Source organism: Vibrio sp. B1Z05 (genome assembly GCF_052955985.1).
This window is the reverse complement of record NZ_CP130463.1, coordinates 320994-346488: the sequence shown is the minus strand read 5'-3', so window position 1 is coordinate 346488 and position 25495 is coordinate 320994. Positions and strand designations below refer to the sequence as shown.

At 41.9% G+C, this 25495-nt stretch carries 24 protein-coding genes; all 24 read right to left on the bottom strand.

Annotated features, from left to right (window positions below; all coding sequences use genetic code 11):
* Positions 1 to 7 precede the first annotated feature (7 nt).
* The gene (rng, locus tag QV280_RS01670) at positions 8 to 1477 is read right to left on the bottom strand and encodes a ribonuclease G (RefSeq protein WP_023402561.1); all 1470 of its coding nucleotides are present in this window, start codon (positions 1475 to 1477) and stop codon (positions 8 to 10) included.
* 16 nt (positions 1478 to 1493) lie between these two features.
* Positions 1494 to 2069 carry a Maf family protein gene (locus QV280_RS01665; protein ID WP_023402560.1) on the bottom strand — a complete coding sequence of 192 codons (576 nt, stop codon included), beginning with the start codon at positions 2067 to 2069 and terminating at the stop codon, positions 1494 to 1496.
* Positions 2070 to 2072: 3 nt separating this feature from the next.
* Positions 2073 to 2561 carry a rod shape-determining protein MreD gene (mreD, locus tag QV280_RS01660; RefSeq protein ID WP_023402559.1) on the bottom strand — a complete coding sequence of 163 codons (489 nt, stop codon included), beginning with the start codon at positions 2559 to 2561 and terminating at the stop codon, positions 2073 to 2075.
* Positions 2551 to 3471 (bottom strand): rod shape-determining protein MreC, encoded by a 921-nt coding sequence (gene mreC, locus QV280_RS01655; RefSeq protein WP_152821369.1) that lies wholly within the window; start codon positions 3469 to 3471, stop codon positions 2551 to 2553. The genes mreD and mreC overlap by 11 nt, the downstream gene beginning before the upstream one ends.
* A 48-nt stretch (positions 3472 to 3519) precedes the next feature.
* The gene (locus QV280_RS01650) at positions 3520 to 4563 is read right to left on the bottom strand and encodes a rod shape-determining protein (protein WP_021712419.1); all 1044 of its coding nucleotides are present in this window, start codon (positions 4561 to 4563) and stop codon (positions 3520 to 3522) included.
* A gap of 144 nt (positions 4564 to 4707) precedes the next feature.
* Positions 4708 to 8088 carry a DUF6701 domain-containing protein gene (locus QV280_RS01645; protein ID WP_152821371.1) on the bottom strand — a complete coding sequence of 1127 codons (3381 nt, stop codon included), beginning with the start codon at positions 8086 to 8088 and terminating at the stop codon, positions 4708 to 4710.
* Complete coding sequence (locus QV280_RS01640) at positions 8081 to 8578, bottom strand: hypothetical protein (protein WP_152821373.1); 498 nt, start codon at positions 8576 to 8578, stop codon at positions 8081 to 8083. The genes QV280_RS01645 and QV280_RS01640 overlap by 8 nt, the downstream gene beginning before the upstream one ends.
* Positions 8568 to 9362, bottom strand: a complete 795-nt coding sequence (locus tag QV280_RS01635; RefSeq protein WP_152821375.1) for a prepilin-type N-terminal cleavage/methylation domain-containing protein — start codon at positions 9360 to 9362, stop codon at positions 8568 to 8570. The genes QV280_RS01640 and QV280_RS01635 overlap by 11 nt, the downstream gene beginning before the upstream one ends.
* Entirely contained in the window at positions 9362 to 9961 is a 600-nt protein-coding gene (locus tag QV280_RS01630; protein WP_152821377.1) for a type IV pilus modification PilV family protein, read from the bottom strand. Before QV280_RS01630 ends, QV280_RS01635 begins: the two co-directional genes overlap by 1 nt.
* Positions 9951 to 10448, bottom strand: coding sequence for a prepilin-type N-terminal cleavage/methylation domain-containing protein (locus QV280_RS01625; protein ID WP_152821378.1), 498 nt, complete (start codon positions 10446 to 10448; stop codon positions 9951 to 9953). Before QV280_RS01625 ends, QV280_RS01630 begins: the two co-directional genes overlap by 11 nt.
* Positions 10449 to 10579: 131 nt before the next feature.
* Positions 10580 to 11044 (bottom strand): prepilin-type N-terminal cleavage/methylation domain-containing protein, encoded by a 465-nt coding sequence (locus tag QV280_RS01620; protein ID WP_021712425.1) that lies wholly within the window; start codon positions 11042 to 11044, stop codon positions 10580 to 10582.
* A gap of 297 nt (positions 11045 to 11341) precedes the next feature.
* Entirely contained in the window at positions 11342 to 11815 is a 474-nt protein-coding gene (locus tag QV280_RS01615; RefSeq protein WP_152821380.1) for a type II secretion system protein, read from the bottom strand.
* Positions 11816 to 12126: 311 nt separating this feature from the next.
* A complete protein-coding gene (locus QV280_RS01610) occupies positions 12127 to 12582 on the bottom strand; it encodes a type II secretion system protein (RefSeq protein WP_152821382.1) in 456 nt (151 codons plus the stop codon).
* Between the two features lie 297 nt (positions 12583 to 12879).
* Complete coding sequence (locus QV280_RS01605; RefSeq protein ID WP_152821385.1) at positions 12880 to 13458, bottom strand: prepilin-type N-terminal cleavage/methylation domain-containing protein; 579 nt, start codon at positions 13456 to 13458, stop codon at positions 12880 to 12882.
* 94 nt (positions 13459 to 13552) lie between these two features.
* On the bottom strand, positions 13553 to 14008 hold the full coding sequence (locus tag QV280_RS01600) for a hypothetical protein (protein WP_367869599.1): 456 nt from the start codon (positions 14006 to 14008) through the stop codon (positions 13553 to 13555).
* Positions 14009 to 14010: 2 nt separating this feature from the next.
* Complete coding sequence (locus QV280_RS01595; RefSeq protein ID WP_152821387.1) at positions 14011 to 15231, bottom strand: type II secretion system F family protein; 1221 nt, start codon at positions 15229 to 15231, stop codon at positions 14011 to 14013.
* A 6-nt stretch (positions 15232 to 15237) separates the two neighbouring features.
* Positions 15238 to 16965, bottom strand: coding sequence for a GspE/PulE family protein (locus QV280_RS01590; RefSeq protein ID WP_367869600.1), 1728 nt, complete (start codon positions 16963 to 16965; stop codon positions 15238 to 15240).
* Positions 16955 to 18226, bottom strand: a complete 1272-nt coding sequence (locus QV280_RS01585; RefSeq protein ID WP_152821389.1) for a tetratricopeptide repeat protein — start codon at positions 18224 to 18226, stop codon at positions 16955 to 16957. Before QV280_RS01585 ends, QV280_RS01590 begins: the two co-directional genes overlap by 11 nt.
* Positions 18223 to 19068: an ExeA family protein gene (locus tag QV280_RS01580; protein WP_023402544.1), complete on the bottom strand. Its 846-nt coding sequence runs from the start codon at positions 19066 to 19068 to the stop codon at positions 18223 to 18225. Before QV280_RS01580 ends, QV280_RS01585 begins: the two co-directional genes overlap by 4 nt.
* Complete coding sequence (gene mshL, locus QV280_RS01575; RefSeq protein ID WP_172972824.1) at positions 19068 to 20690, bottom strand: pilus (MSHA type) biogenesis protein MshL; 1623 nt, start codon at positions 20688 to 20690, stop codon at positions 19068 to 19070. Before mshL ends, QV280_RS01580 begins: the two co-directional genes overlap by 1 nt.
* A gap of 15 nt (positions 20691 to 20705) precedes the next feature.
* Positions 20706 to 21020 (bottom strand): MSHA biogenesis protein MshK, encoded by a 315-nt coding sequence (locus tag QV280_RS01570; protein WP_253912584.1) that lies wholly within the window; start codon positions 21018 to 21020, stop codon positions 20706 to 20708.
* Between the two features lies 1 nt (position 21021).
* Complete coding sequence (gspM, locus tag QV280_RS01565) at positions 21022 to 21663, bottom strand: type II secretion system protein GspM (RefSeq protein WP_023402541.1); 642 nt, start codon at positions 21661 to 21663, stop codon at positions 21022 to 21024.
* Positions 21663 to 23084, bottom strand: a complete 1422-nt coding sequence (locus QV280_RS01560) for a hypothetical protein (protein WP_253912585.1) — start codon at positions 23082 to 23084, stop codon at positions 21663 to 21665. Before QV280_RS01560 ends, gspM begins: the two co-directional genes overlap by 1 nt.
* Positions 23085 to 23147: 63 nt before the next feature.
* Positions 23148 to 25160: an RNase E specificity factor CsrD gene (gene csrD, locus QV280_RS01555; RefSeq protein WP_152821393.1), complete on the bottom strand. Its 2013-nt coding sequence runs from the start codon at positions 25158 to 25160 to the stop codon at positions 23148 to 23150.
* Between the last annotated feature and the right edge of the window lie 335 nt (positions 25161 to 25495).

Sequence of the window (25495 nt, the reverse complement as noted above, 5' to 3'; positions counted from 1 at the left end):
CACTACCCTACATCATTACAACATCGAACTGCTCTTGAACATAAAGCGGTTCGGCTGTGATTTTAACTTCTTTACCTATAAACAGTTCTAACTCGGCTAATGCGTGAGATTCTTCACCTTGCAATGCATCCGCAACCGCCAATGAAGCATAAACTAAGAATCGGTCCGCATCGTAAGCACGATTAACTCGTGTGATTTCACGAAGCACTTCATAACATACAGTTTCAACGGTTTTTACTGCGCCTCGGCCTTCACAGCTAGGGCAATCTGAACACAATACGTGCTCAATACTTTCTCGAGTGCGCTTACGTGTCATCTCAACTAATCCTAATTGAGTAAAACCATTGATATTAGTTTTAACGCGGTCATTGTTTAAAGCCGCTTCAAGTGAAGCAAGCACACGCTTGCGGTGCTCATCACTGATCATATCGATGAAATCTATAATGATGATGCCACCCAAGTTACGTAACCTAAGTTGACGAGCAATAGCTTCGGTTGCTTCGAGGTTAGTATTAAAAATGGTTTCTTCTAAATTACGACGACCGACAAAGGCTCCGGTATTAATATCTACCGTCGTCATTGCTTCTGTCTGATCTATGATCAGCGAGCCACCTGATTTTAAATTGACTCGACGATCAAGTGAGCGTTGAATTTCGCTCTCGGCATCGTATAAATCAAAAATAGGTTTATCACCATCATACAACACCAGTTTGTCCATTAATTCAGGGACAAACTCTTCGGTAAACTCAAGCAATGATTCAAACACCATACGTGAATCGACCTGAATTAAAGACAATTCAGTACCGACAAAGTCACGTAAAATTCGCGGAGCAAGCCCTAGCTCTCCGTATAGTGTTGAACGGGTAATGTATTTGGAGCGGCGAACCATCACCTTCTCCCACAAGCGCTCTAAAAAAGCCGCATCTTGAGCCAGCTCTTTTTCATCCGCGCCTTCAGCAGCCGTTCGAATAATAAATCCGCCGGATTCACTGCAATAAGGGGCGACGATTTTTTTAAGACGATTGCGCTCTTTTTCTGATTCGATACGTTGTGATACGCCAACGTGGCTTGCACCAGGCATGAAGACTAAATAACGAGAAGGAAGAGTAATATCGGTGGTTAAACGGGCGCCTTTCGTGCCAAGGGGATCTTTAACCACTTGCACCACGATATCTTGACCTTGGCGAACCAGTTCAGAAATATCACGCACTTTAAATTGCTGTTTTTCGTTTTCGGCAACGCACTCAGTATGAGGCACAATATCTGAAGCATGTAGAAAGGCCGCTTTATCCAAACCAATATCAACAAACGCAGCTTGCATCCCTGGTAATACACGGCTGACTCGACCTTTGTAAATATTGCCTACAATGCCTCGTCTCGCTTCCCTTTCTATATGAACTTCTTGAAGGACACCGCCTTCAATCATAGCAACCCGAGTTTCACTCGGTGTTGAGTTGATCAATAACTCTGCACTCATGGCGCACCTCTAAAACTTATAAAAATTGGTGCAAGAGCTGTTCGGTTTCAAATAAAGGTAGCCCTACGACTGAGTGATAACTGCCCTCAATGCGCGTAACAAACTTTCCGCCTATACCCTGAATTCCGTAGCTTCCTGCTTTATCGCATGGTTCACCAGTCAACCAATAATCTTTTATTTCTTGGCGGCTGAGAGGTTTAAACCATACGTCTGTAATACAAATAATGGTCTCTGTTTTATGAAGATCAGAAACGCAGACTGCCGTCATCACTTGATGTTTTGCGTTCGACAGTTGACCGAGCATTTCTAAGCTTTCTTGCACAGAACCTGGCTTTTCAAATACACACTCACCCTGAGTTACAATGGTATCTGAGCCAATAACGATAGGTTCAACTATGCCTTCAGAGCGAGCTTGCTCAAGGACAGCTTGCGCTTTATTCTCAGCTAATCGCTGTACATATTGGCTAGGGGATTCCCCTGCATTACGAACTTCATCTATATTGCTGATAAGTATAGTAAATTCGTAGCCTAGTTGAGATAAAAGTTCACGTCTTCTTGGCGACGCTGACGCTAAAATAAGAGATTTCTGCATCACTTATCTTACTCTCCAAATACGGCGAACACGACGTAATAATAAAAATAGCCATGGCCAAAGGATAGCGTTAATAAGGGCTACCCACAGTGATGCAGGGTTAAAGACCACATCTTGAATAACAAATTCGCCAAAGAACTCTATGGTAATGCTTAACATGCTCAAAAGCGCCATCACCAACGCTTGTTGCCACAATGCCATGTTGCGAATAACTAGAAAGTTAATCGCCACTAAGTAAGTCACTATTGCCATCATCAAGCCGTGAATACCTAGCGTGGAACCCAATAAAAGATCCCACAATAAACCTAAAAATAATCCTGTTCCCACATTCACTCTATGCGGGGCGGCCATCACCCAATAACAGGTGACCAATACCAACCATGACGGACGCAACATATCCATTGTGCCTGGCCAAGGAATAGTTTGTAGAATCAGAGCGGCTAAAAAAGTCGTCCAGATAACAAGCTTGCCACCAAAGATACTATTCGCCATCTTTTTCTCCGGCTTGCGCTGTTGTTGGATTCTGTTCGGTTGCTGTGGCTGGTGCGGATTCAATCAGCGTTGGTTGCTCATTGGCCGACGTTTGCTGAGGCCAAACCAACAGCAGATAACGCAAACGCCCAAAGTCTACCGCTGGTATGGCGGTAATGGTTGAAAACGGTTGGTGGTTATCTATTTGAACTTTATTTACAGTCGCCACTGGATACCCTTCAGGATACACACCACCCAAACCAGATGAGACCAGTACATCACCTTCTTGAATATCAAAATTACTTGGGATGTGTTGCAAGTGCATTTGCGTCAAATCACCACTGCCTGCGGCAATCACTCGAATGTCATTACGAATGACTTGCACTGGAATTGCGGCGTTAGCATCGGTCAGCAGTAGCACTCGGCTATTGTGAGCGCCTACTTCAGTGACCTGCCCAACAATACCGTTTTCATTAATCACAGGTTGCCCTTGATAAACACCATCAACACGGCCTTTATCAATCATGATCTGTTGGTGATATGAAGAGGCATCAACTGCCATCACTTCCGTCACTACCTTTTTTTCATCTCGCACAAAGCTAGAACCCAACAGCTTTCTAAAGCGTTGGTTTTCTTCTTTATATTGAGAGAGCAGCGACAGTTCGCTGTTCATTTTCAGTAGTTGTTCACGGAGCGCTTTATTGGTCGACAACAGTTGTTGTTTGCTGCTTACCTGTTCATAAAGCTTGCCAAACATGCTTCTAGGTAGATCAGCAAGGTACTGGATTGGAGCGACAGAACTGTTTAACACGTATCGTACATTTGAGAAGGTATCTAAACGACTATCAGCCAACATTAAGCTGGCTGATAGTAATACGGCAAAAAAGAGTCTCAATTGCAGAGAAGGACCTCTGCCAAAGATTGGATTCATTCTTCATTACCCGTTTTTGTTACTAGTGGGTGTGATTCAGTGGAAGACTTATTCTTCACTAAATAAGTCACCGCCGTGCATATCAATCATTTCAAGAGCTTTACCGCCCCCACGAGCCACACAAGTTAGCGGCTCTTCTGCCACAACAACAGGGATGCCAGTTTCTTCTGTTAGCAAACGATCTAGATCTTTCAGTAGCGCGCCGCCACCGGTGAGAACCATACCATTTTCAGAAATATCCGAAGCCAGTTCAGGTGGACACTGCTCTAGTGCAACCATAACTGCAGAAACGATGCCAGATAGAGGCTCTTGCAGTGCTTCAAGGATTTCGTTTGAGTTTAGGCTAAAGCTGCGCGGCACGCCTTCTGCAAGGTTACGACCACGAACTTCTAGCTCTTCTACTTCATCGCCAGGGTAAGCTGAACCGATCACATGTTTGATTTTTTCTGCTGTTGCTTCACCAATCAAGCTGCCGTAGTTACGACGCACATAGTTGATAATAGCTTCATCAAAACGGTCACCACCGATGCGCACAGAAGAAGAGTACACCACACCGTTTAGTGAGATAACCGCAACTTCAGTCGTACCACCACCGATATCAACAACCATAGAACCGGTTGGTTCTGATACGCGTAGACCCGCACCGATTGCCGCCGCCATTGGCTCATCAATCAAGTACACTTCACGAGCACCTGCACCTAGTGCTGATTCACGAATCGCACGGCGCTCTACTTGTGTTGAACCACAAGGAACACAAACCAAAACTCGTGGGCTTGGTTTTAAGAAACTGTTGTCATGAACTTGTTTGATAAAATGCTGAAGCATTTTTTCAGTAACAAAGAAGTCTGCAATTACGCCATCTTTCATCGGACGAATCGCTGAAATATTACCAGGAGTACGTCCTAGCATTTGCTTTGCGTCATGGCCAACGGCCGCAACGCTTTTAGTTGAACCTGCGCGATCTTGGCGGATAGCCACTACCGACGGTTCATCAAGAACAATGCCTTGTCCTTTAACATAAATGAGTGTGTTCGCTGTACCCAAATCAATAGACAGGTCGTTTGAGAACATTCCGCGAATTTTTTTAAACATAACTAAGCGCTCTTCTCACAATCTTTGGAAGATAAAATTGTATTAAATGTACCAATGCCACACTTATTGGGCAAGGCATTGGACAACAAAGATTGATATAAAGTGCCTTTTTCTGACGCTGTCCTGACTTAGGCACTAAAAAAGTCAGTTTTCGTTACCAATTAATGCTCGCTCACCTTTAAATATGATCCGATCGTTGCCTCTAAAGACACCAAAAGTAACGACAGCGGAAGGGTCTTCATCACCTTTGTCTCTCCAATTGTATTGAAGCCAAGGTTGGTTGGTGAATGACGTAGCTTTTGAGCAGTCAATATTGGTTTCGCTGCGTTGCGGAGAGTCATCGGCTTGACGTAACCAGAGCCTTACTTGAGCTCTTTCAGTATTTGCTGTATTCGTTGGAACATGCTCAGCATGCAGTTCATCCGACAAACCTTGCGCTACGCTATGATTTCCACCACTGACTAGCGCTGCGTTTGTGGTTGCAGATTGATTATTCCAAATCGTCTGCACACAATAATGATTAGTCGCGTCATACTCACTGCCACTATCTTTATCGTTAGTCTTAAACTCGCCATCATCCCAGTATTCCACACGTAACGGCACTCGTATTGTTTGGCCTGTATTGCCTCCTACATCTTCTAGGTGCATACGACCATAACGAAACTCTGGTTGCTCAGGGAAAGCACTACCGACATTCGTTCCAGTGTTGACATCTGGCATATCCAGAACAGAAAAATTTACATCATCGATAATTGTGGTGACTTCAAGGCCAAAAATAGAATTACTACTGTTAAATGGTCCATCTGGCTCTGTAGCAATAAAACTGCCAACCGTTGAATCCACCTTTTTCATAAATGCAAAATCATCCATTTGCACTGAAAGTATTGATGGATTTTCAGCCAAGGTTTTCGGCCAATCCGCTCCTGTCCAAGTCTGCGTATTAGCCACTCGATTCAACAAGCTAACATCAGTCGCTAAACCTGTCGTATTCGCCATGTAATCGAGTGTTGAGATGTAATCATTACCAAATAAACCATAATTTAACGTCGGCGTACCATCGTTCGCTTGTGCTTGAACTTTAAACGAATGCGGGAATTGCTGACTCATATAGGCAAAGCCATCATGGTTTGATGCATACTGCCACTGCGTCCAAACATTACTAGGATCACTAATTTCATCTAGCATGACCAACTGCGATGGGGAGAATCGCCCTACAGTGCGATAACCCGGGTTTATAGGCTCAAACAGATAATCAGCCTGATTGGTCAAATCTGCAGTCACTTTCAAACTCCCCGCCTCTTTCCAGAATAATGAAGAGAAAGCTATAGGGTTTGTATTGTGAGCTAAACCATTCGGTGGGATTCCCTCTAAACCACTGCCAAGTTCGCCTGCGCTTGGTGAATCAAGTACCGCTGATAAATTGACACTCACCGCTGGCGCTGAGTCTGCATAGAAGTTTTTAGTTTCTAATGTATCTAGCTGATTACAATAATTACTAACATCAATAGCAACATTTGGAGCTGTACTTTCGTTACTCACCCAGTGAATTGGGGTCACATTTAAAGCAAAAAGCTCTCCTGAACGTTTAAAGACACTACCAGAGTTAGATGTACCTGAAATATCAGCACCACTAGGTTCACAAAGAGCAAATGTCCATGGACGAGACTGGATTTGATGCTCTCCAGAATACTCTCTACACTCTTGCGAGCCTTGCCCATCATCAATACAGATTTCATCTGTCATTGTATAAGAGACACTACCTGCCTCAGCATATTCAACCTGAATATTAGCGGTACTATTGCTTCCAAAATCAAGATTCATACTACCTTGAGGCGTAGTCGAACCATTTACTTTAATCACCTCACTAGGACGAACCGTTGATGATGGAGCGATGTAATTGGTAGCGGATAATTCAACTTGCTTTGCGCCATTATAATCTGCTGAAACCACAGGAGCATCGTTCAAACATTCCAATGGTTGCACCGATACATTTTCTGACGGCTTACCTGCAACAATGTTGGTTGGATTAGGCGAAAAACCTAGCTTATAGGCGACAAATTTATAGTTTCCAGTCACTGATGTGGCACTAGGGTCATCTTGTAAACTGCCCGTCACTACCACATCACTAACGGTATTCTCATCCATGCTAAGGCTTAATAATCCATTGCTATTTGCCTTGTAGAGATTGCCCCCTTGTGGAGAGCCTTGCAGTACATTAAAACTAGTATTGGTGCCGCCAGTTGCAGTAACTTCGATATCTCCAGTGTAAGCACCAGTGTTATTCCCAGAGGAGTCTTTTACTTGGAAATCAAGTTGTTGAGCAGTGCAAGTTAATTGGATGCCTTGGGCTGGGGTGAGTGATAGTGAGTAGTCTGTTGTGGGTGGTGTCGTTGGGTCACATACATCACTGTCTGCTACTCTTTCTATTCTTCTACCTGCCATATTTATATTCTTAGCAGTCACTGACCCTTTCAGTATTGCTCCTCCGGAGATAGTTACATTATCTCGGCTAAATAAATCAGCATATAAATTAGTACTACTAGAAAATGTTATTTTAGGAGCTTGATTAGATTCAGTTTCTGCCCAAATAACCAATCCTACGGGATCACCTCCAGTATCTGACTCAATAGATGCACTACCATCTAAGATAAATTTATTTACTTTTATAAAAGTATTTGGCTTGACTTTAAGTGTCGCAGATCCAAGAAGAGATAAATTTGAAATTTCATAATAAGTCCCCGTTAATGTATAAGTTCTCCAAGTATCACTAATATCGTCATATTTACCTTCAGGTATTTCTAACTGACTTGGATCAAAAGGTAATGAGGCACCACTTGAAAAGGGGATTGGGGCAGGTTCAGAAATTAGTAATGCTGGGTCAGTACTACAAAGTAGTGAATCACATGCTAATTGCCAATGGGTATGTTGATTTATAGAACCAAAACCAACAGAACCAGCAGCGTTAGCAGTACCAAAAATTGAAGGATCACCCTGACTAATATCTAAAGTAGATGCACTATCCCAAGATTGCACAACATGTGGGAATACAGCACACTGCTCTGGTAATTCAGGCTCTTCTGGCTCAGGAAGATCAACTGACTCCCCACACTCAAGATTGCTTATGTTAGTACCTGTTCCTTCAAGAGCACCATTCGCAGCAACATCATTTTGAGTCTCTTTGAATACCTTAACGCCATTCTCAACCCAATAATAATTTGCAATGTTACTATTTCCAGTCGTATGCTCAACTTCAATTCGAACAGTATATGTATGACCAAGAATTAAACCTTGTTCGTTAAAAGAGTAATCTCCTGAACGCTCTTGTTGCGTATACCACAAAACAAATTTCTTCTGATTATTGCCATTGCCATGTGAAAACGCTACATCTTGATAATCATTTGAACCAACTACCTGAAACTGAACCACGTAATCTTTGTTCCCCGCCACCGAACAAGTTTCTGCAAAAACAGAATGAGAAAACAAGAATAAGAAAATAAAGACAGCAAAAGAATATAACCTATTCATCTTTAACTCCTCGAACCCAAACCGTTTGCTGACGCTCTACTTCAAAGGTATTGCCATCATTACAGATAGCTCTGGATGATATAGAGAGGTGTTTTAATTCTTCGGGGATATTGTCCATATCTGCAGGTATATTTGATGGTGATGTTTCACAAGAAATGGTTGGAGCACTGCAAGAAACGCCGCTATTTTCAACCAGAGCAGTGGCGGCATTGACTGCGTCAGTTTCCAGCGTGCCGCAGCGAGTGGATAAGGTTGTATAGTCATCGTCTCCATCTAACGGAAACAAATAAGTCAAAGCCCACTCATTGGCTGATTGGGCTAACATTGAAGCTTGCTTACCCAATACTTCACGAGTTAATGTATCTTGGTTTGACCAGGATATTCTGGTGAGATTTAAGGTCAACATACCTAAAACTACGATAATAAAAACCGCAATGATGTACACATTACCTTTTTGGGAGTTCATTGATGCTTGATTATTACGGTACATTGCTCACCTGCACATCATGTTTATATTGACTCTGCTCGTCACCGTTTTTGAACAATAAATCAAGGTGAACTAACCCGCCACGCTGAAGAGCTGTTTGTTGGTAAATGAAATCACTGTCACTAAAAGCAAGACCCGTTGCCACTATCACACCGATATTATGATTAATATCAGTAATGGCGGTATTGGGCTCAATATCGCCATAATAACGCACTACTCTTCCTATTTCGTCACTAGTACTGGTACGTTCTACGCAGTAAGTCACCGTTTTATCTTGATAGATAAAATGTCGCTTGGCACTCGATTGACTGGTTAAATTCATTGCTACCGAGAAGTAGTGTCCCAAGGTTGATGTAGTGGTACTTCCTAAACCAACAGCTTGAGGACCGGACTCATCTAAATCTTCTATTCGACTGGGGTTTATGACTAATCGAGTGTCTGTTGAAAAGGTATGTGGATGTGAATAGTCTTCATTGCTAACCACGAACTCTACATGTTTTGTGGACTCTACAAATTTATAAAAACCAGAATATTGGATTGGGTAAAAAATTAAGCATTTATTTAAGTCATCGCTGACTGTTTTAAAGCTATTAGGCACAGCATAACGTATCTCTCGGCTCATTTTTTCGATAGCAAAACGAGCTTGGTTTTGTAATCGCTGTCTATCAACAGACTGTACATATCCTTTAGTACCAAACTCCACAAAACCTGCAATGCCTAAAAATATAATCGCGAGAATAATGATCGTTATGATCATTTCAATAAGAGTAAAACCACGTTGTTTCATTAGTAGTTCCCTCTATATGAGATAAATTTGAAGTCCCCATATTGGCTAGCGGTAATCGTGACTGTGATTTTTTTAAATAAATCCTGACTGGCATCTCCTAAGCGAGTGTCATGGTCATATTCAACCCTCACTTCCGCTCTAAAACCTAAATAATCACCACTGATATCACTACCAAAAATATCGGTTAATTTCCCGCCATGAGTTTTATCAATACAGCTATTTTGCGAATCAGTAGTGGTGTACCAACAACCTATATAATCATCCACGTCATTAAATAACGCGGGCGGCTCATTGTTGTCAGGACCAAAATCGGCACTTGCGGTACATAGGATAGGTTGAGCGGAACTATCAATATAGTCACTTTCACCACAACGATATCTTCCACCATCATGATCACTGTGCTCATCAAAGTTTCTGGCCAAGATTTCAGTCATCAAGCTTGAGCCTAACGCCGATGCTCGTACTTCGTAAAAAGGTTTGGCTGATTGGCTGATTTGAGGAAACAGGAAACTGGTCAAGGTGATTAGAGCAATCCCCAAGATAACAATAGCGATGATGCTTTCAATAAGTGTAAAGCCTGTCTGCTTTTTAACAGCCATGTACATACCCCTGACTATTGATGCAGATCTCTTGCTGATCTTGAGTGCTAGCAACAAAAATATGGATAGACTGACCTGCTACTGGTGTAGTACAACCTGAACTGCAGGTGGGGTTACCCAGTAAATCAAAATCAATGGTCATTGAAGGAGAAAAGCTCATATCTTGATTTTCTAGAACCACTACGTTGCTCAGAGGTTGGGTATTGGTGGTGCAGGCTTGTTGCGAACCTAAGCATTGCCCCGTCACCACTAAGCGAAATCGTTGATGAAGTAAGCTACTATCTTCAATATTAGACTGCATTCTGCCTAGCTGAATTTGCCTAATAACAGCAATGCCTTGCTGCTGTGCGGCCTGAGCGGAAAACTGTGATACACCAATATATTTACTTGAGGCATACAAAGACAAAATCGCAGCCACGATTATGACAATAATCAGCTCGACCAAGGTAAAACCTTTTATATTCTTTGCAATAGGCTGGTGATCCATTGCTTGTCCCTAACCAATGAAAACGTAAGTAATTAGATTATATAGAATTGAATGCAATCTCGCTAAGAAATAGCATGATTGTTGGGAATAAAAAAGGTCAGCGATTGCTGACCTTAGTTTGATGTTAATAATTAACAGCCTGAATCAATAACGGTTATCGATGGAACAGCAACTGACGTTGCTCCTTTATAATCCACATAACAGTTTGTATTCCTGATATCTAAAGCTCCCGATACAGAGCCAGAGAAAGTAGCAAAGAGCGAAGAGTCATGGGTTCCATAAGCCCAATCACCTTTATCATCTAGGCCTTGAACAGCACGCACAATCCCCGTCGGATATGCCACAGGATAGCCATAAGCAATCTCTATATTACTTGCTAGAGCACTTGATACTCGAGTTTCTTTCCCTTCGATAACTGATTTACTATAAACAATAGATGCAGCACTAGTCATTGCGCCTTTCAAGCCTTGTAAAGAAGATTTACGTGCATCAGATTGCAAGTTCAAAAAGCGAGGAGCCGCTGTTACAGCTAGAACACCTAGAATAACTATTACCACTACAAGCTCAATAAGTGTAAAACCACCTTGCCTTTTCATTTTGTCGCCTTTTATATAACCCAATATACCTATTGCTAAGTATGTTAACTTGTAAGTAAATATAAATAGGCGTTATAGGTCAAATTTACGGTAGATAGCGATATTCTTTTTTATAATATATGGCGTTATGGAAGGTTATATTTGGATATATAATTCTTTGTTTATAATGCACATAATATGCAATGAAATGATATGCCTTATATATAATTGAAATTAATTTCATTATAAAATATGTTATTTGATAAGATGCATAAAAAAGACCGACAGAGTCGGCCTTCTGGAATCTAATATTCTAAGTTAGCAATCATTATCAACAACGGTTGCTTTAGCTGACAAATTAGCTGCGGTACTTGTCGCTTGATCATATCTAACGTAACAGCCATTGGTATCAGTAAACTGACTCGAGTCTTGTCCTTTAAATGTAAAGACCATATCTTTACCGTTATTTAAAAATCTAGGAGTCCAATCTGTATCTAAGCCGTCTACGGCTTTCATTATTCCTACATCACTATTTGTGGGATAACCGTATTTAATATTGATACCCTCAACCTCTACATCATTCATGTCAAAAGTCTCTTTACCTTCTATCACAGCCTTACCATAGACAATAGATGCAGCACTAGTCATTGCACCTTTTAAGCCTTGTAAAGAAGACTTACGTGCGTCAGATTGTAGATTCAAAAAGCGAGGAGCTGCTACTACGGCTAAGATACCTAGAATGACAATAACTACGACAAGTTCAATAAGCGTAAAGCCAACTTGTTTTTTCATGTTTTACCTTTATGTACCACGATAACCGTTACTAACTATATTAGCTTGTGAATGGAGATAAACAAGATATGAAAACCTTTTTTACTGCATATTAACTTATAAAATGGGTTGTCTAACTTGTTGCCTGTTTCGACTTTTTCTCTATTTGAATTTATTAAAATTAGAAGTTATTTTTATCAAATAGTTCTAAATAGAATTTAGTAACTAATTCAGCATCAGATTCGAAAATAGTGCGTGCATATCAAACTAATTTTAGTGAGATTAAAATAAAAAAGGTCAGCAAAGCTGACCTTTTTCTCTAACGCAGTTAATTAACAACCGCTATTAGTTACCACAATAGATGGAGTAGCTACAGAACTTGCTGCATCAGTGTAAGTAACAAAGCAGTTTGATGATTGAATTGCACTTGACGCGGTCCCAGCAAAAGTTGCAAATAATTGATTATTACTGACCTCATAAGTCCAATCATCGTCAAGCCCCTGAACTGCGCTAACAATACCACTTGAAGTTGCATCTGGATAACCGTATACAACAGTAATACCAGTATCAATAGCACCAGAAGCTTTTGTCTCAATACCTTCAATCGCAGCCTTACCATAAACGATAGAGCCTGCACCCGCCATTGCACCTTTCAAGCCTTGTAGAGAAGACTCACGTGCATCAGATTGTAGATTCAAAAAGCGAGGAGCAGCTGTTACGGCTAGGATACCTAGAATAACGATAACTACTACAAGCTCAATAAGTGTAAAACCGCCTTGCTTCTTCATATTTTTTACCTTTTATGTATTTAACATACTTGAACTGTTACTAAATATATTAACTCGTAAAATAATATAAACAAGTGATATGCATGCTTTTTTATAACATATCGACTCATTTTTTATTTTTATAATCCCTTGTTTTGATAAGGATTATATCAGAGTGTGTTGCTCTTTTTCAGTTACTACATGAAAGCACGACAAAAACGCTCTAAAACCACGTTAAACACCAGTAGTAGCAAGACAATACCCAAAAGATCATTGCTACTGACTGGTTAACCTTACAAAGCGTTCATGCCACTTTCATTAATTTAAGACTACGTTAACTGCGCCTTTAGACACATCATAATCAAAGTAATGTGCTGAAGCTGCTTGGTTACCACCTAACTGAGTATAACGACAGTTAGTGCCACTTAATTCTGCTGAATATTTGATAGTACTGTCAGTAGCTACATCAGCTGTTGTGCCCACTTTTGGTGGGTTTTGTAGTAGGTTTTCAAACAGATCAACACACGCATCTTCGGTCAAAGCCGTTGGTGATGCAGTTTTTGGTTCAGTGTCACCAGCAAATGCAATAGGGTAGCCATCGCGAAGAACGGTAGTAGTTCCATTTTCTGATGAGGTTAATTGAAAATAACTACCATCATAATCAACAAAATTACTATTTTTGTCATTCGGTAGTGCACGAGGACGTTGCTCTGCTTCCCACTGCGCGCGAGCCGATAATACAGCGGTAGCGAATCCGCCAGCCACACCTTCTACACTTGCTTCTTTTGCTTTGTCAGTCACGTTTAAGAATCTAGGTAATGCAGCAACAGCTAACAGACCAAGCACCACGATAACGATAACAAGTTCAACCAAAGAAAAACCGGAGTTACGTTTCATAAAAATCCCTCTTGGGTATAAATTTGGACGGCAGATTATATACTTATTGTTTAAATAATCTACTTATAAATAGACATAGATGTACGAAATATCTTCAACTTTCCTTTTGAATAGATAGACTTCCTCCAACCATTTTTATCACTAACACCTCTTGGTTACTAAAAGTATAGGCACATGAATACACGTTACCCTCCTGAAACAATTCGACCGATATAGGTGAATACTCTTGCTTAGATTTTGGCAATATGAATGTCTGCCATGCTTCGCAACTTTGTGTTTCATCCAATATCGGTTTTACCCAGCCTTTATCATTAAACGACACCGTTTTATCGTTAATCTTGGCCTGCATAGGCTTGCCATGCATCTCCCAATGCTGACGCAAATGGTTAGCCCTAAACAGTGCTTTGCTGGCGATTAACGATACTAATGTGCTTTCGGCTTCCGTCCTTATTCGATGCATCGCAGTCAACAATACTGCGATTAAAATCAGTACAACACTGCCCCAAGCAGCCAGTTGCACTAAGTTAGAATTTCGATAACTTGTTTCCACAATTATCCTTGTATCGCATCCAGCATTCCCCACATTGGAAGGAAAATACCCAATGCTAAGATCAATACCATTCCGGCAACGATCACCAATAAGATTGGCTCTATGCGAGCAGTCAGTGTTTTAAGATCGTAATCCACTTCACGATCATAAAAGTCAGCCACTTCTATCAGCAACTCATCAATACGGCCAGTTTCTTCCCCGACCGAAATCATCTGCTGAACTAATGGGGTAAATATTCCAGTATTCTTTGCCGCACTGGAGATTGCAGAGCCCGCCTCAATCGCCGCTTTCATTTCTAATAAGCGTGCTTCTAAATATTTGTTGTCCATGGATTCGGCTGATAATGCCAATGCGTTATTTAACGGAACGCCCGATTGCAACATCAAGGAAAATGTTCTAGAAAAACGCGCCAGTTGAGCACGATTGACAATATCGCCCACAACAGGGAAGCGCAGTCGAATTTTATCCCAAGTTTCCCGCCCTTCGGCGCGACTGATCCAAGCCTGAAAAGCAAACAGTAAACCGACAATGACTGCGATAATTAAGGTCCAATACTCTACGAAAAAGTTCGACGTACCAATCAAGATGCGCGTCGGCAATGGCAGATCGACCCCAAAACGAGCAAACATACTGGCAAATTGCGGAATAACCTTAACGTTAAGCACAAACATCGCAATGCCAATGAAGGACAACACAAATATCGGATAACGCATTGCCGTTTTTATTCGTTTACGGGTTTCTAACTCTTGCTCGTAATAGTGGCTCAACTGCAATAGCGCTTGGTCAAGACGTCCGGTACTTTCACCGACGGAAATCATAGACACAAATAAAGGGCTAAACACATGCGAATGAAGCTGCATGGATGCCGACAAACTGCGACCATTGGTCAGTTCATTACCCACTTCTTCTAATGCTTGTTTAAGTTGCTTGTTACTCGCATCTGAGGTTAAGCCTCGAATGGCGCGTAATAGCGGAATACCCGCTTTGGTTAAGCTGTACATTTGGCGGCAAAATATCACATACACTTCAAGTGGCACCGCAGGAACAAACATTGCCTTCCAGTCGAAGTTGCTTGTTCCCTTCGCTTTACCTGAACGCAGTGAAGTCGGTATGATCCCTTTGCTAATCAATGCTTCTACCGCTAATTCTTGGGTAGCTGCATCGACGAGGCCATTGACTTTTTGCCCTTCGAGGTTTCGTCCTTGATATTTAAAAGTAGCCATAAACCCCTACAAAATATACGGTTCAATAAGGCCAGAGCTGTCACCCTCACCTAAAGTCATCACTTCTTCTAAACTTACAACCCCTTGCAGCGCCAACTCCATTGCGGATACCAATAAAGGCTTATACCCTTGGGTATGTCTGGCTTGCTGGGTAAAACCAACGGCGTCATTGGCTCGCAACAGATCCATTAGCGCTTGATCAAATTCCAGCAATTCAAACACACCAACACGGCCTTTATAGCCTGTTAAGTTACAGCTTTGACAACCTCGACCTTTACTAAAGGTCGCATGAGATTGATTTGGGAAGCGCGCTTGCAGCCAAGTTTGTTGGTGCTCACTAACACTGTGAGTTTCACCGCAATCGGTACAGACACGACGAATAAGACGCTGCGCTAATACAGCGCGAACCGAACTTGCAACGAGATAACCCGGTGCGCCCATATCCATCATACGCAATGCACTGTCAACAGCATCGTTGGTGTGCAAAGTACTTAATACTAAGTGACCGGTTAAAGCCGCACGCAGGCCTATTTCGACCGTTTCTCTATCACGCATCTCACCCACTAGAATAATGTCGGGATCTTGACGTAGGAAAGTTCGCAATATGGTGGAGAAATCCAAGTTAATTTTACTATTAACCTGCACCTGATTCACTCGTGGTAATCGATACTCAACAGGGTCTTCCACTGTGATGATTTTCTTACCCGGAGAGTTAAGTTCTGTCAGTGCGCCATACAAGGTGGTGGTTTTACCTGAACCTGTCGGTCCGGTAACTAAAATCATTCCATGGGGACGCTTCAATTGATAACGAATGCGCTGTAATAGGTGTTCAGGTAAGCCTGTTTCGTCCAACTGACGCACACCTGCGGTTTGATTGAGCAAACGCATTACCACCGACTCGCCAAACTCTACTGGCATAGTCGACATACGAATATCAATGGATTGCCCTTTGGCATTAATATGAAAACGACCGTCTTGTGGTAGACGTTTCTCTGAGATATCCAGATCGGCCATCAGTTTTAAACGAAGCACTAATGCCGAGGCTATATTCACTTCATTTAAAATGGTTTCATGCAAAACGCCATCGACACGTTGCCTTAAACGAAGCACGTTTTCATCTGGTTCAATATGAATATCGGATGCGCCAACTTGTACTGCATCTTCAAACAAGGAATTAATCAGCTTAACAACGGTCACTTCATCGCTGTCTGAATCATCGCCTGCCGAAATGTTAAAACTGTCGGTAGGCTGGTGCTCTGCGTGCAGCTGTTCGGCAAATGAAGCGATATCTTTAGTGCGACGATAATAACGATCAAAACCAGACACTAATTGATGCTCGGCGGCGATAACAAATTCAATGTCGTAATTTGATAGCAGACGCAGTACCGATTCTTGAGCAAACAGATCGGCAGGGTCACTCATTGCCACGCGCACAACATGCTCGCGACAATCGATAACTAAGGCTCTTAGGCGGCGTGCATGCACTTCGGGAAGCAACTGCACGGCATCCACATCTACCTGCGCTAGGTTAAGATCGATCAGTGGCAAGTTTAATTGCTGAGACAAAAACTCAAGTAACTGCTTTTCGGAAATAAAGCCTAACTGAATAAGCGTATCACCGAGCTTTCGCCCCGTTTGTCTTTGTGCATCAAGAGCTTGCTGTACTTGTTCTTCGGAAACAATGTTGCTTTCAACTAACAAATCACCTAAGCGTTTTACAAGTTTAATTGCCACTATCGTCCCCTTCTAATGATTTAAGAAGCTTTAAACGGTCTCGAATAAAGGACTGTGTTTTGGTAGAAACACCGACTAAGCCTATCGCTTTAGTGTAAGAAACCTGCGCATTTTTATAATCTAAACTGCGCTCTTGGGAAATGCCCAACCCTAACCACCAGCGGGCATTGTTAGGATCTTTTTCTGACAGTATTTGATAGCTCTCTAGCGCAACATCAGTATTTTTTACTTCTTGAGCTAGGCCTGCACGCAACGCCAGATAATCATTACTGGCTGTTTTTGGCACCGTAATTAATACACTGAGCGCAGCCTCTGGTTGCTGTTCTTTAATCAACAATTTAGCCAATGAATAGCGAAGCGCTTCACTCTGGTCATTAAGACGAATGCCGTCTTGCAACGTTGTGGCCGCTTTTCTCAGGTCTTTTCTTCCGTAGTAAAGTGCCGCTAATTTTTGGCGGATATTTTCATCACCCGGTACTAAGCGCAAAGCTTTGTTGTATTCAGTAAACGCTGTATTTACATCATTGGAGTCAATTGCCTTCTCGGCTATCGCAACTGACTTATCCGCCAGCTCTCTATGGGTTAACTCAACATGTTCAACCGTCATACTTTCTTGATTCGTTGGCGTGTTCACTTTTGCCAGTAAAATCGGCTCTTCGACTTTAGCTTGAGCTTTTATTGGCGTTGCTTTTATTGGCGCAGCTTTAACTCTTGCTGTTTTAGCCACAGGTTTAGGCTGAGCCGCAGCAGTCGTTGTTTTAGCCGGAGCGGGTTTTACTTTAACTGGTACAGTTTTCGCTTTAGCGACAACAGGCTGAGCTTTTGGCTCATTAGCACTCACCTTAGCAACAGTTTGTTTCGTTGCCTCTTTTTTGACAGGATCAGCGACGGGCACGATAGGTTGCGCACTGTGAATTTTCACCGATTGTTGCACTTTACTGTGCGTCGGGGAAAGCCTCATTGGCTGAGCTTGTTCGGCGGACGGTTGGCTTGTTTGCTGTGATGCTGTTTCAGACACCGTCGCTTCCGGCGCAGATTCTTGCTTAGTGGTAATGGCATCTGATGATGTGCTGTATCCAAGATCTTTTTCTTGTTGCGATACAGCCCAGCCACCAATAGCCATGCTAATGGTAAATCCAGCAATCAACCAGACCAAAGGTTTTGAGCGTTTGATTTTAGGCACTTCAGCCTTGGTTATGGTTTGCCCTTGCGGTTTATCGTTATCCGCTAATTTAGATAGGGCGCTATTCACTACACTCATACTTGTTGCCATCCCCATAAACATGGTGTTTTATATTTTGGCTTTTGCATTACATAGGTATCTTTCATTGCATCGAACAAATGTCGATTGGCGACGGTTTGTTTGTCGCAAGTAAAAGCCAATAACAATGCCTTATGGCACAGCTGATTAATGATTCTTGGAATCCCTGACGCCGACCGCCAAATGGCTTTCTTTTGACGCAAATTAAACAAGTTTTTACTGCCACCGCAAGAGGTGATCCTATGATCGATATATGCCGCGGTTTCTTCTAAGGTTAACGGTCTTAGCTCGGCACTAAAGGTGATGCGTTGTCGAAATTGTCTTAAATGATGCAAAGAGAGCCTTTCTTCAAGCTCTGGTTGTCCAATCAACACAATTTGCAGTAGCTTACTATTGATGGTTTCAAGGTTGCCAAACAAACGTATGGTTTCCAGTGCTTCATCACTTAATGCTTGCGCCTCGTCAATTAAAGCCACTACAGGTTTTCCAGCTTCTCTAAGTAGCAATAATTTTTGTTGAATATTGTCTACAATCGCTCTTTGATCTGTCGTATCAACTTGCAGCTCTTTCGCTATCGCAAAGCGAATGCCATCGCCATCAAGTACCGGATTGGGTAGATAAACCAATGAGTAGTCATGCTCTAGTTGCTCTATCAGCATGCGACACACCATGGTTTTTCCAGTGCCCACTTCTCCAGTTAACTTAATGACACCTTCCCCCATACTGATTGCAGACATCACGGTATTGATCGCCTCATAATGTGGGGCTAATCCGTGAAACAACTCAGTATTTGGCGTTAGGCCAAACGGCGGTTGATTAAAACCAAATCGAGAAAAATACATTATTGCCCTTCAGGGAACCATTCGTTCAATAAATCTCGTGAGCGCTCAATCTCATGTGGCCAAGTATTCACGCCAACAACCGTTGGTTTAAGTAAGATAACCAGTTCGGTTTTTTCACTTAAATTCACAGTGTTACGGAATAAGTGTCCAATACCTGGGATATCACCTAAGAAAGGAACTTTTGAAACGACATCTTTATTTGATGACTTCATCAAACCACCGATAACGACAACATCGCCATCCGACGCTCGAATAATCGTGTCTGACTCACGAATAGAGCTTTTAGCCAGTGGCAATTGAATCACGCCTGCGGTATCACCAAGATCGATAGATTTTACTTCTGTCGACACATCAATAACCGCTGGGTGCACATGCAGCAATACATTGCCTTTGTCATCAATTTGCGGTGTCACATCCAAAGAAATACCCGAGAAAAATGGCGTTAGTTCAACATCTGGTGCAACATTCGCGTTATCACCACTGCCCACTACACTGCTGACGTCAGTCACAAAGTATTCATCTTCACCGACTTTGATCAGCGCTTTTTGGTTGTTGGCGGCGGTCACTCTTGGGCTAGAAAGAACGTTTAAGTCCCCCTGAGTTGCCATAAAGTTCAGTACCGCTTGGAAATTGCCATCTGAAACCGTAACACTGGTAGAGCCGCCTAATAGATCGGCGATAGGATCTAAACCTGCTAGCGTAGAAGCCGCGCGGTTTACCACAACATCAGCACCGCCAAGAGAAGCACTCATGTTGCTCCACTCAATGCCTTGTTGGTAGCCATCATTTAGAGTGACTTCCAAAATTTTCGTTTCTAAAATAACCTGACGCTGTAAGCGTTTTTGAGACACGTTAAGGAATTGGCGAACTTCACGAATTTCATTTGGCATAGCGCGAATAGTAATCACACTTGCTTGTGGCGACACCACAACACTGCGTCCACCATTGGCACCAATTAAAGTTGACACTGATTTTTCTAATTGAGTCCAGAAGTCACTTTCACTCAAGGTTTCAATATCAGTACCACCGGTTTTCTCGGTGGATGTGCTTGAAGAAGAACTCGATGAGCTTGAGTCACTACTACTGCTACTAGAACCATCATCTTTAGATGATACTGAGCCATTGGTAATCGACGTTAAAGAACGTCCAATTCGTTTCAGCTGTAAGTAATCAACAGGAATAGTCTCAGTACGCAGTCCTGCAGGGTAAACTTGGATGACTTTGCCACTTTTAACGACGTCGTATCCGTAGATATCACGCACGACATTGAGCACTTCATCCATAGTGACGTCAGTTAAGTTTACTGTCACTCGGCCCGTAACATCAGGATGAATAGCAACACTAAACTCAGTACCTTTGACTAAGTTGGCGAAGAAGGCTTTAGCCGGAACGCCATTTGCCTGCACTCTAAAGCGCTTTATCGTCGGTTGTTCAGAAGAGGATAAGCCTTCTAATTCAGGCATCAGATCAGCTTGCACTGAGTCAGGCAGTTCGTCCAAACTTTTGCTATTTGCTTGATTCGCTGCTTCATTCAAAGCTTTCTTGACCTCAACAGGGTCTCTATGGCCCATTGAACATCCAGATAAAATAGCGATAACCATCCCTAGGAAAATAATACGCATAAATTTAATAAAGCCTTATTGTCTGATATCTGAGTTGAAAATTTCTAAGTTCCAAGTTTTTCCGGCACGAACCAAGGTAACTCGTTCAAAAGTTATCGCTTTAATCTGATAACCGGCTACAAACTGCCCATTGGATAAAATCTTATCATTGAGCATCGCAAAGCACTGAGATCCATCATCACAAACGATACTTTGCAAAGTTGGCAAAGGCGCTGTTTTTCGCTTAACCACATTTCTTGATTTCTTGCCATACCATCCTAGTGGTGCCGTTGGGTCTTGAGCCGCATGCGCCACTGAACTTAAAAGAAATAAAAGGGTAATCGCTATCACTCTAACCACTGATAAACTCCTGTCTCGTGCCTAGGGTGTAAACCACTAAAACTAACTCCGCTCTAGGATATTTTTGCACCTTATAATCAAAGCTTCGCCAAAAGTATTTCACAGGCATGCCTTCAAGCTTCGCCAAAAAATCCTTAATATCGAAATATCGACCGGAGATAGTGATTTTGACTGGATGCAAAAAGTAACCGGCACTATCGCTGGTTTTGGTAATCGATTCTGCGGGTAGAGACTGCAAAGACTCTAACTTGAGGTTGTTGCTACTGCCTAAGACCGTTTCTAACAACTCAGCCATCTGGCTAGGAGCGATTAAACTATCCACCACATTAGAAAGCTCTTCAGAAAGCTGCTGGTTTGACAGGGTTAGGCTTTTTAGCTTTTTATTAATCTCAGCGTCTGGGTCTCGTTTTAACTTAGCCACCAGCACATTAATATCGGCTTGAGTTAACTGAACCGCGCTGCGCTCTCTTTCTAAGTTTCTTTGCGTGCTCTGTCTTGTCTCAGTAGCAGGGTCTAATAAGAAGGTTAATGAAATTAAAAGAATACTGACCCAACCACCCGCTGAGACTAGCCACTTCTCTCTCTCACTTAAATTAGAGAATCGTTCGCAAAATAATAGCCATTGCTCTTTCATTATTTCACCCCAGCCTTAGATTTAAGCTCAAATGTCACTACATTTTCTTTGTCTCTAGCAATGTGTAATGACTCAAAGGTTCTTCCCACTAATGCGAGCTCTTTTTTAAACTGATTGACCCAACTCGGCACCGCTTTCGGATTACTTGCTACGCCATTAAGGTCTAAACGAGTGCTGGTAATAAGAATGTGTTGTAGTGAAATATCGTTTCTTGCTTGCGAAGCTAAAGCATCCATAATTCCTGAATAGCCGACTTTTTGTGACTCATCAAATTTACCAACCGCTTGTAGTGAGCTCTTCTTCGCATCAATATCTTGCTCAATTCTCTTGGCTGCATTTAATTTTGCTTGAGTGGGCGTATGACTTGCAAGTTGCTGTTGCAGGCTAGATTTTTCTTTATTTAACAACTCAGATTGAGTTTGAATACTGGTTAATTGTTGCTGAATACTTTGTGCTTGTTGTTTTTCTAAATAAGCCAAGCCTGCAATAACCACAAAAGTAACCACCCACAATGCCACCACTTTATTCAGAGTAAGTAACTCTTGCGTTGGTCGCAGATGCTTAGGATACAAGTTGATGCTATACGAGGATAATTGCGCGACAGTGTTACACAACTCTATTCCACAAGGTAAATGTAGTTGTGACAAAGCATCAATTTTAGGGTTGACCGTATCTTGCAGTTTAGCCACTAACTCTTCAACATTGTCTTCATCACAACAAACGAATAAATGGCGAAATGATGCTTGTGGTAAAGAAGCCGTTAAGTAATCTGCGCTTCGCTGAATATCCAGAGCAAGGGAGTCGTACATAGATGGAGTGCCATGCTCTCCAGTAATGGGAGCAGCAATACCCCGTAAGCTACGATGAAAAACAGGTGTGCCATCCACATAGGCAGCTAATTTATAGCCGTCATTCACACTGCGTCTTAGTAGCAGAAAACTCTGTTGTGCTTCAGTGGAATGCCCCCAAACTTCATCTTCAGTGATGACTCTGGTGACAGTCACATGTTGCGCATTACACACATCTAGTAGGGTTTGCAGAGTGTGTTTGCTAATAATGTAAGCTTGTACCTTTTGTCCATCAGGCATCAAACTGGCATCGGCCACAATATCAGAGAATTTTTCGGAGATGAGATCTTTGAGTAAGAAAGGCAGCGCAACCGGCCACTCTTCTTTTGGTATTTGAGGCTTGTCTATCTGATAACTTTGGTAATGCTGAGTGCCAAGAACAATACAAGCCTTACCTTTAGTAGACTTGTTCGAAAGGGCCTCTTTAAGCGCATTCTCCCAATTACCATGTGCTATTGAGTAAAGTTCTGGTGTTTTTTGCGGATGGGATAAATCCGACAGATAAACTCCATCTGCCTGAATAACAATGACTAATTGAAAATCATCATCCTTTGATGATTTTAAGTTCTTCAATTTCGACAACCATGTCATTTTGTATTACCACTTAGTATTTTTAGAGCCAATAAAAAACACTGATTAGTTATTGGTTACTTTATTTTTCCACCTATTCCGTCTTCCTGGAATAGTCGATTTAACCGTCAATGGTTGAGATATAACTGGGGCAATAAAATCACTTTCTTCTGCAAAGAAACGGCCTTGACCACCGTCTATTCCCAGCTCAACTAATTGTTGCCATTCACGCTTTGTCTCTACACCAACCGCTATTACTTTGGTCTCTGTATTTGCACATGCCCCTATAAGGCTACGAATGTACAATTGGTTTTCTGAGCGTCTTTCTATATTGCGTACTAGGCTTCTATGCAATTTGAGATAATCAATGGTCGAATCCTTAATATAGTGCGAACTAATTATGGTGCGTCCAGCTTGATTAACAATGACCTGACAACCTAAAGCAGATAGCATTTTTAACACTCGACGAATAGAGTCTAAGTAAGTCACCATCGGCCCTTCCATAAACTCAAATGCTAATCTTTGTCTTTGTTTAGGTGTTAATTGCAGTAACTCATTTCTAAACCAATCAAAATGAGAACGATACCTAAACGGTTGTGCATAGAGATTGATAGAGTAACATGAATCTAGACTGTCTTGCTTCAAAAATTTAACTACATTTATCAACACGTTCCGATCAAGTTGTCGCTCATATCCTACTTGTCGTATTGCTGGGCTAAACTTAGATGCTTTTAATATTTCACCTTTTTCATCACGTATTCTGCTAAACAGTTCATGATGAATTAACTCAACTTCCCCTGTGTCATCCAATAAATAACACGGCTGTTTTATTAGGGTTAATTTCGTTGCATCCAATTGTTGGTCAAAAAGAGTTCTCCAACGCACACTGCCTCTTTCTGATGACGGCATACTGCGTTTTTTAAAGCGACTCCAATTGTTAGAACCTTCCAATTGTGCACTTTTTAGTGCGGTTTCAACTTCATTTAAAATATCGCTCTTACGCTCACCTTGTTTATACACTGTCATACCTGCATGAATCCAATTATCAGGATCATGCTCGGGCAAAGGCGCTAACTTACTGGCTTGCTTTAATATTTGAGAGGCTAAGCTAGACACTTCAACTTGCGACTGGTTTGGAATAAGTACCGCAAACGTAGAGTCAAAATAACGCGCAAAAACCACATCAGGAAAACGATTAATACAATTGGTTAGAGCATCGCCTAAAGCAATGATTAAGCGATCTTTCTGCTGCTTACTTTCTGGACCTCGAATCTCAGCCCAATCATTAACCTGAATGATAATAATACCACCCGCAGCATTACTTTCTGTGAGGGTTGACTCTAATTTATTATCAAAAGACAAACGGTTAGCCGCGCCTGTTAATTGATCAAGGAAGGTTTGAGAGCGAATAAATGTATCAAATCGGCTTCTTTCTTGTCGTGCATCTTGTAACTCTGCAATTAACTTATCCAGAGCCTCACTGGCGGTATACGGCCATTCGAGATGATCCCCCACCGCGTATTGTTCAACGCGACCTGCCAATATCATCCTGGCTCTTTCTTCTAATAATTCAGAACCATGCAACTGAACCTTTAACCAGCGAACCCCTTGTATTAAACAAATAACGATTAAACCAAACGCTAGAGTAATTGATGACAGTGCCCCAACGGAGTAATGATAACCAATATAAGGAGGCAACAATTTAATATTAACGGTGTGCGATGGGTTGAGCGTAAGTGGCGTCGAAATAGAGATTAATCGCGTTTTATCGTATCGAGTTTCAGTGTCGTTATACTGGAAAACAACCGCATGAGGCGTAGTGACTTCGAGCTCAATAATATTACTGGCTTTAATCAGTTTAGGTATCCAACGGCGCAACTCACTGGTATTGACGTGTTCGAGGAGTTGCTGATCGATAACTTTAGTCACGCTTTGCACTGAATGCTTGGTGTACTCTTCGCCAAGTTGTTTAAGCGATAATGCGCCTCCCACAAAGAGGATAAACACTGCGCCAATAACTATCATGGTCACAAATGCAACCAAACGGGTGCTAAGCTTGAGTGAAGGGGTTGCTCTCATGAAGATTCAATCCTTGAATTTCATTGGTAATCTTAAGGATATACAGGTCCGAACCGAATGAAACCATTTTACGAAAAAAATAAGGCTCAGTTACCAAAAATGATCTATTAAAAGGCTATTTTGTTATTTAATGACTCATTACCTATTAATTTAATTTGCATAAAAATACACAAACCCCATAGGTAATATTACTTAAAGTTATACTGGAAATCAGTAGCGCCTCAATAAACAGGTGCACTTTGCCTTTTTGTTCATCAATAATCAACCTTAATGTCTGCATGGCTATGTGAATACGCCACCACCAACTCCATGCACTAGCCGATACGTACAATTAC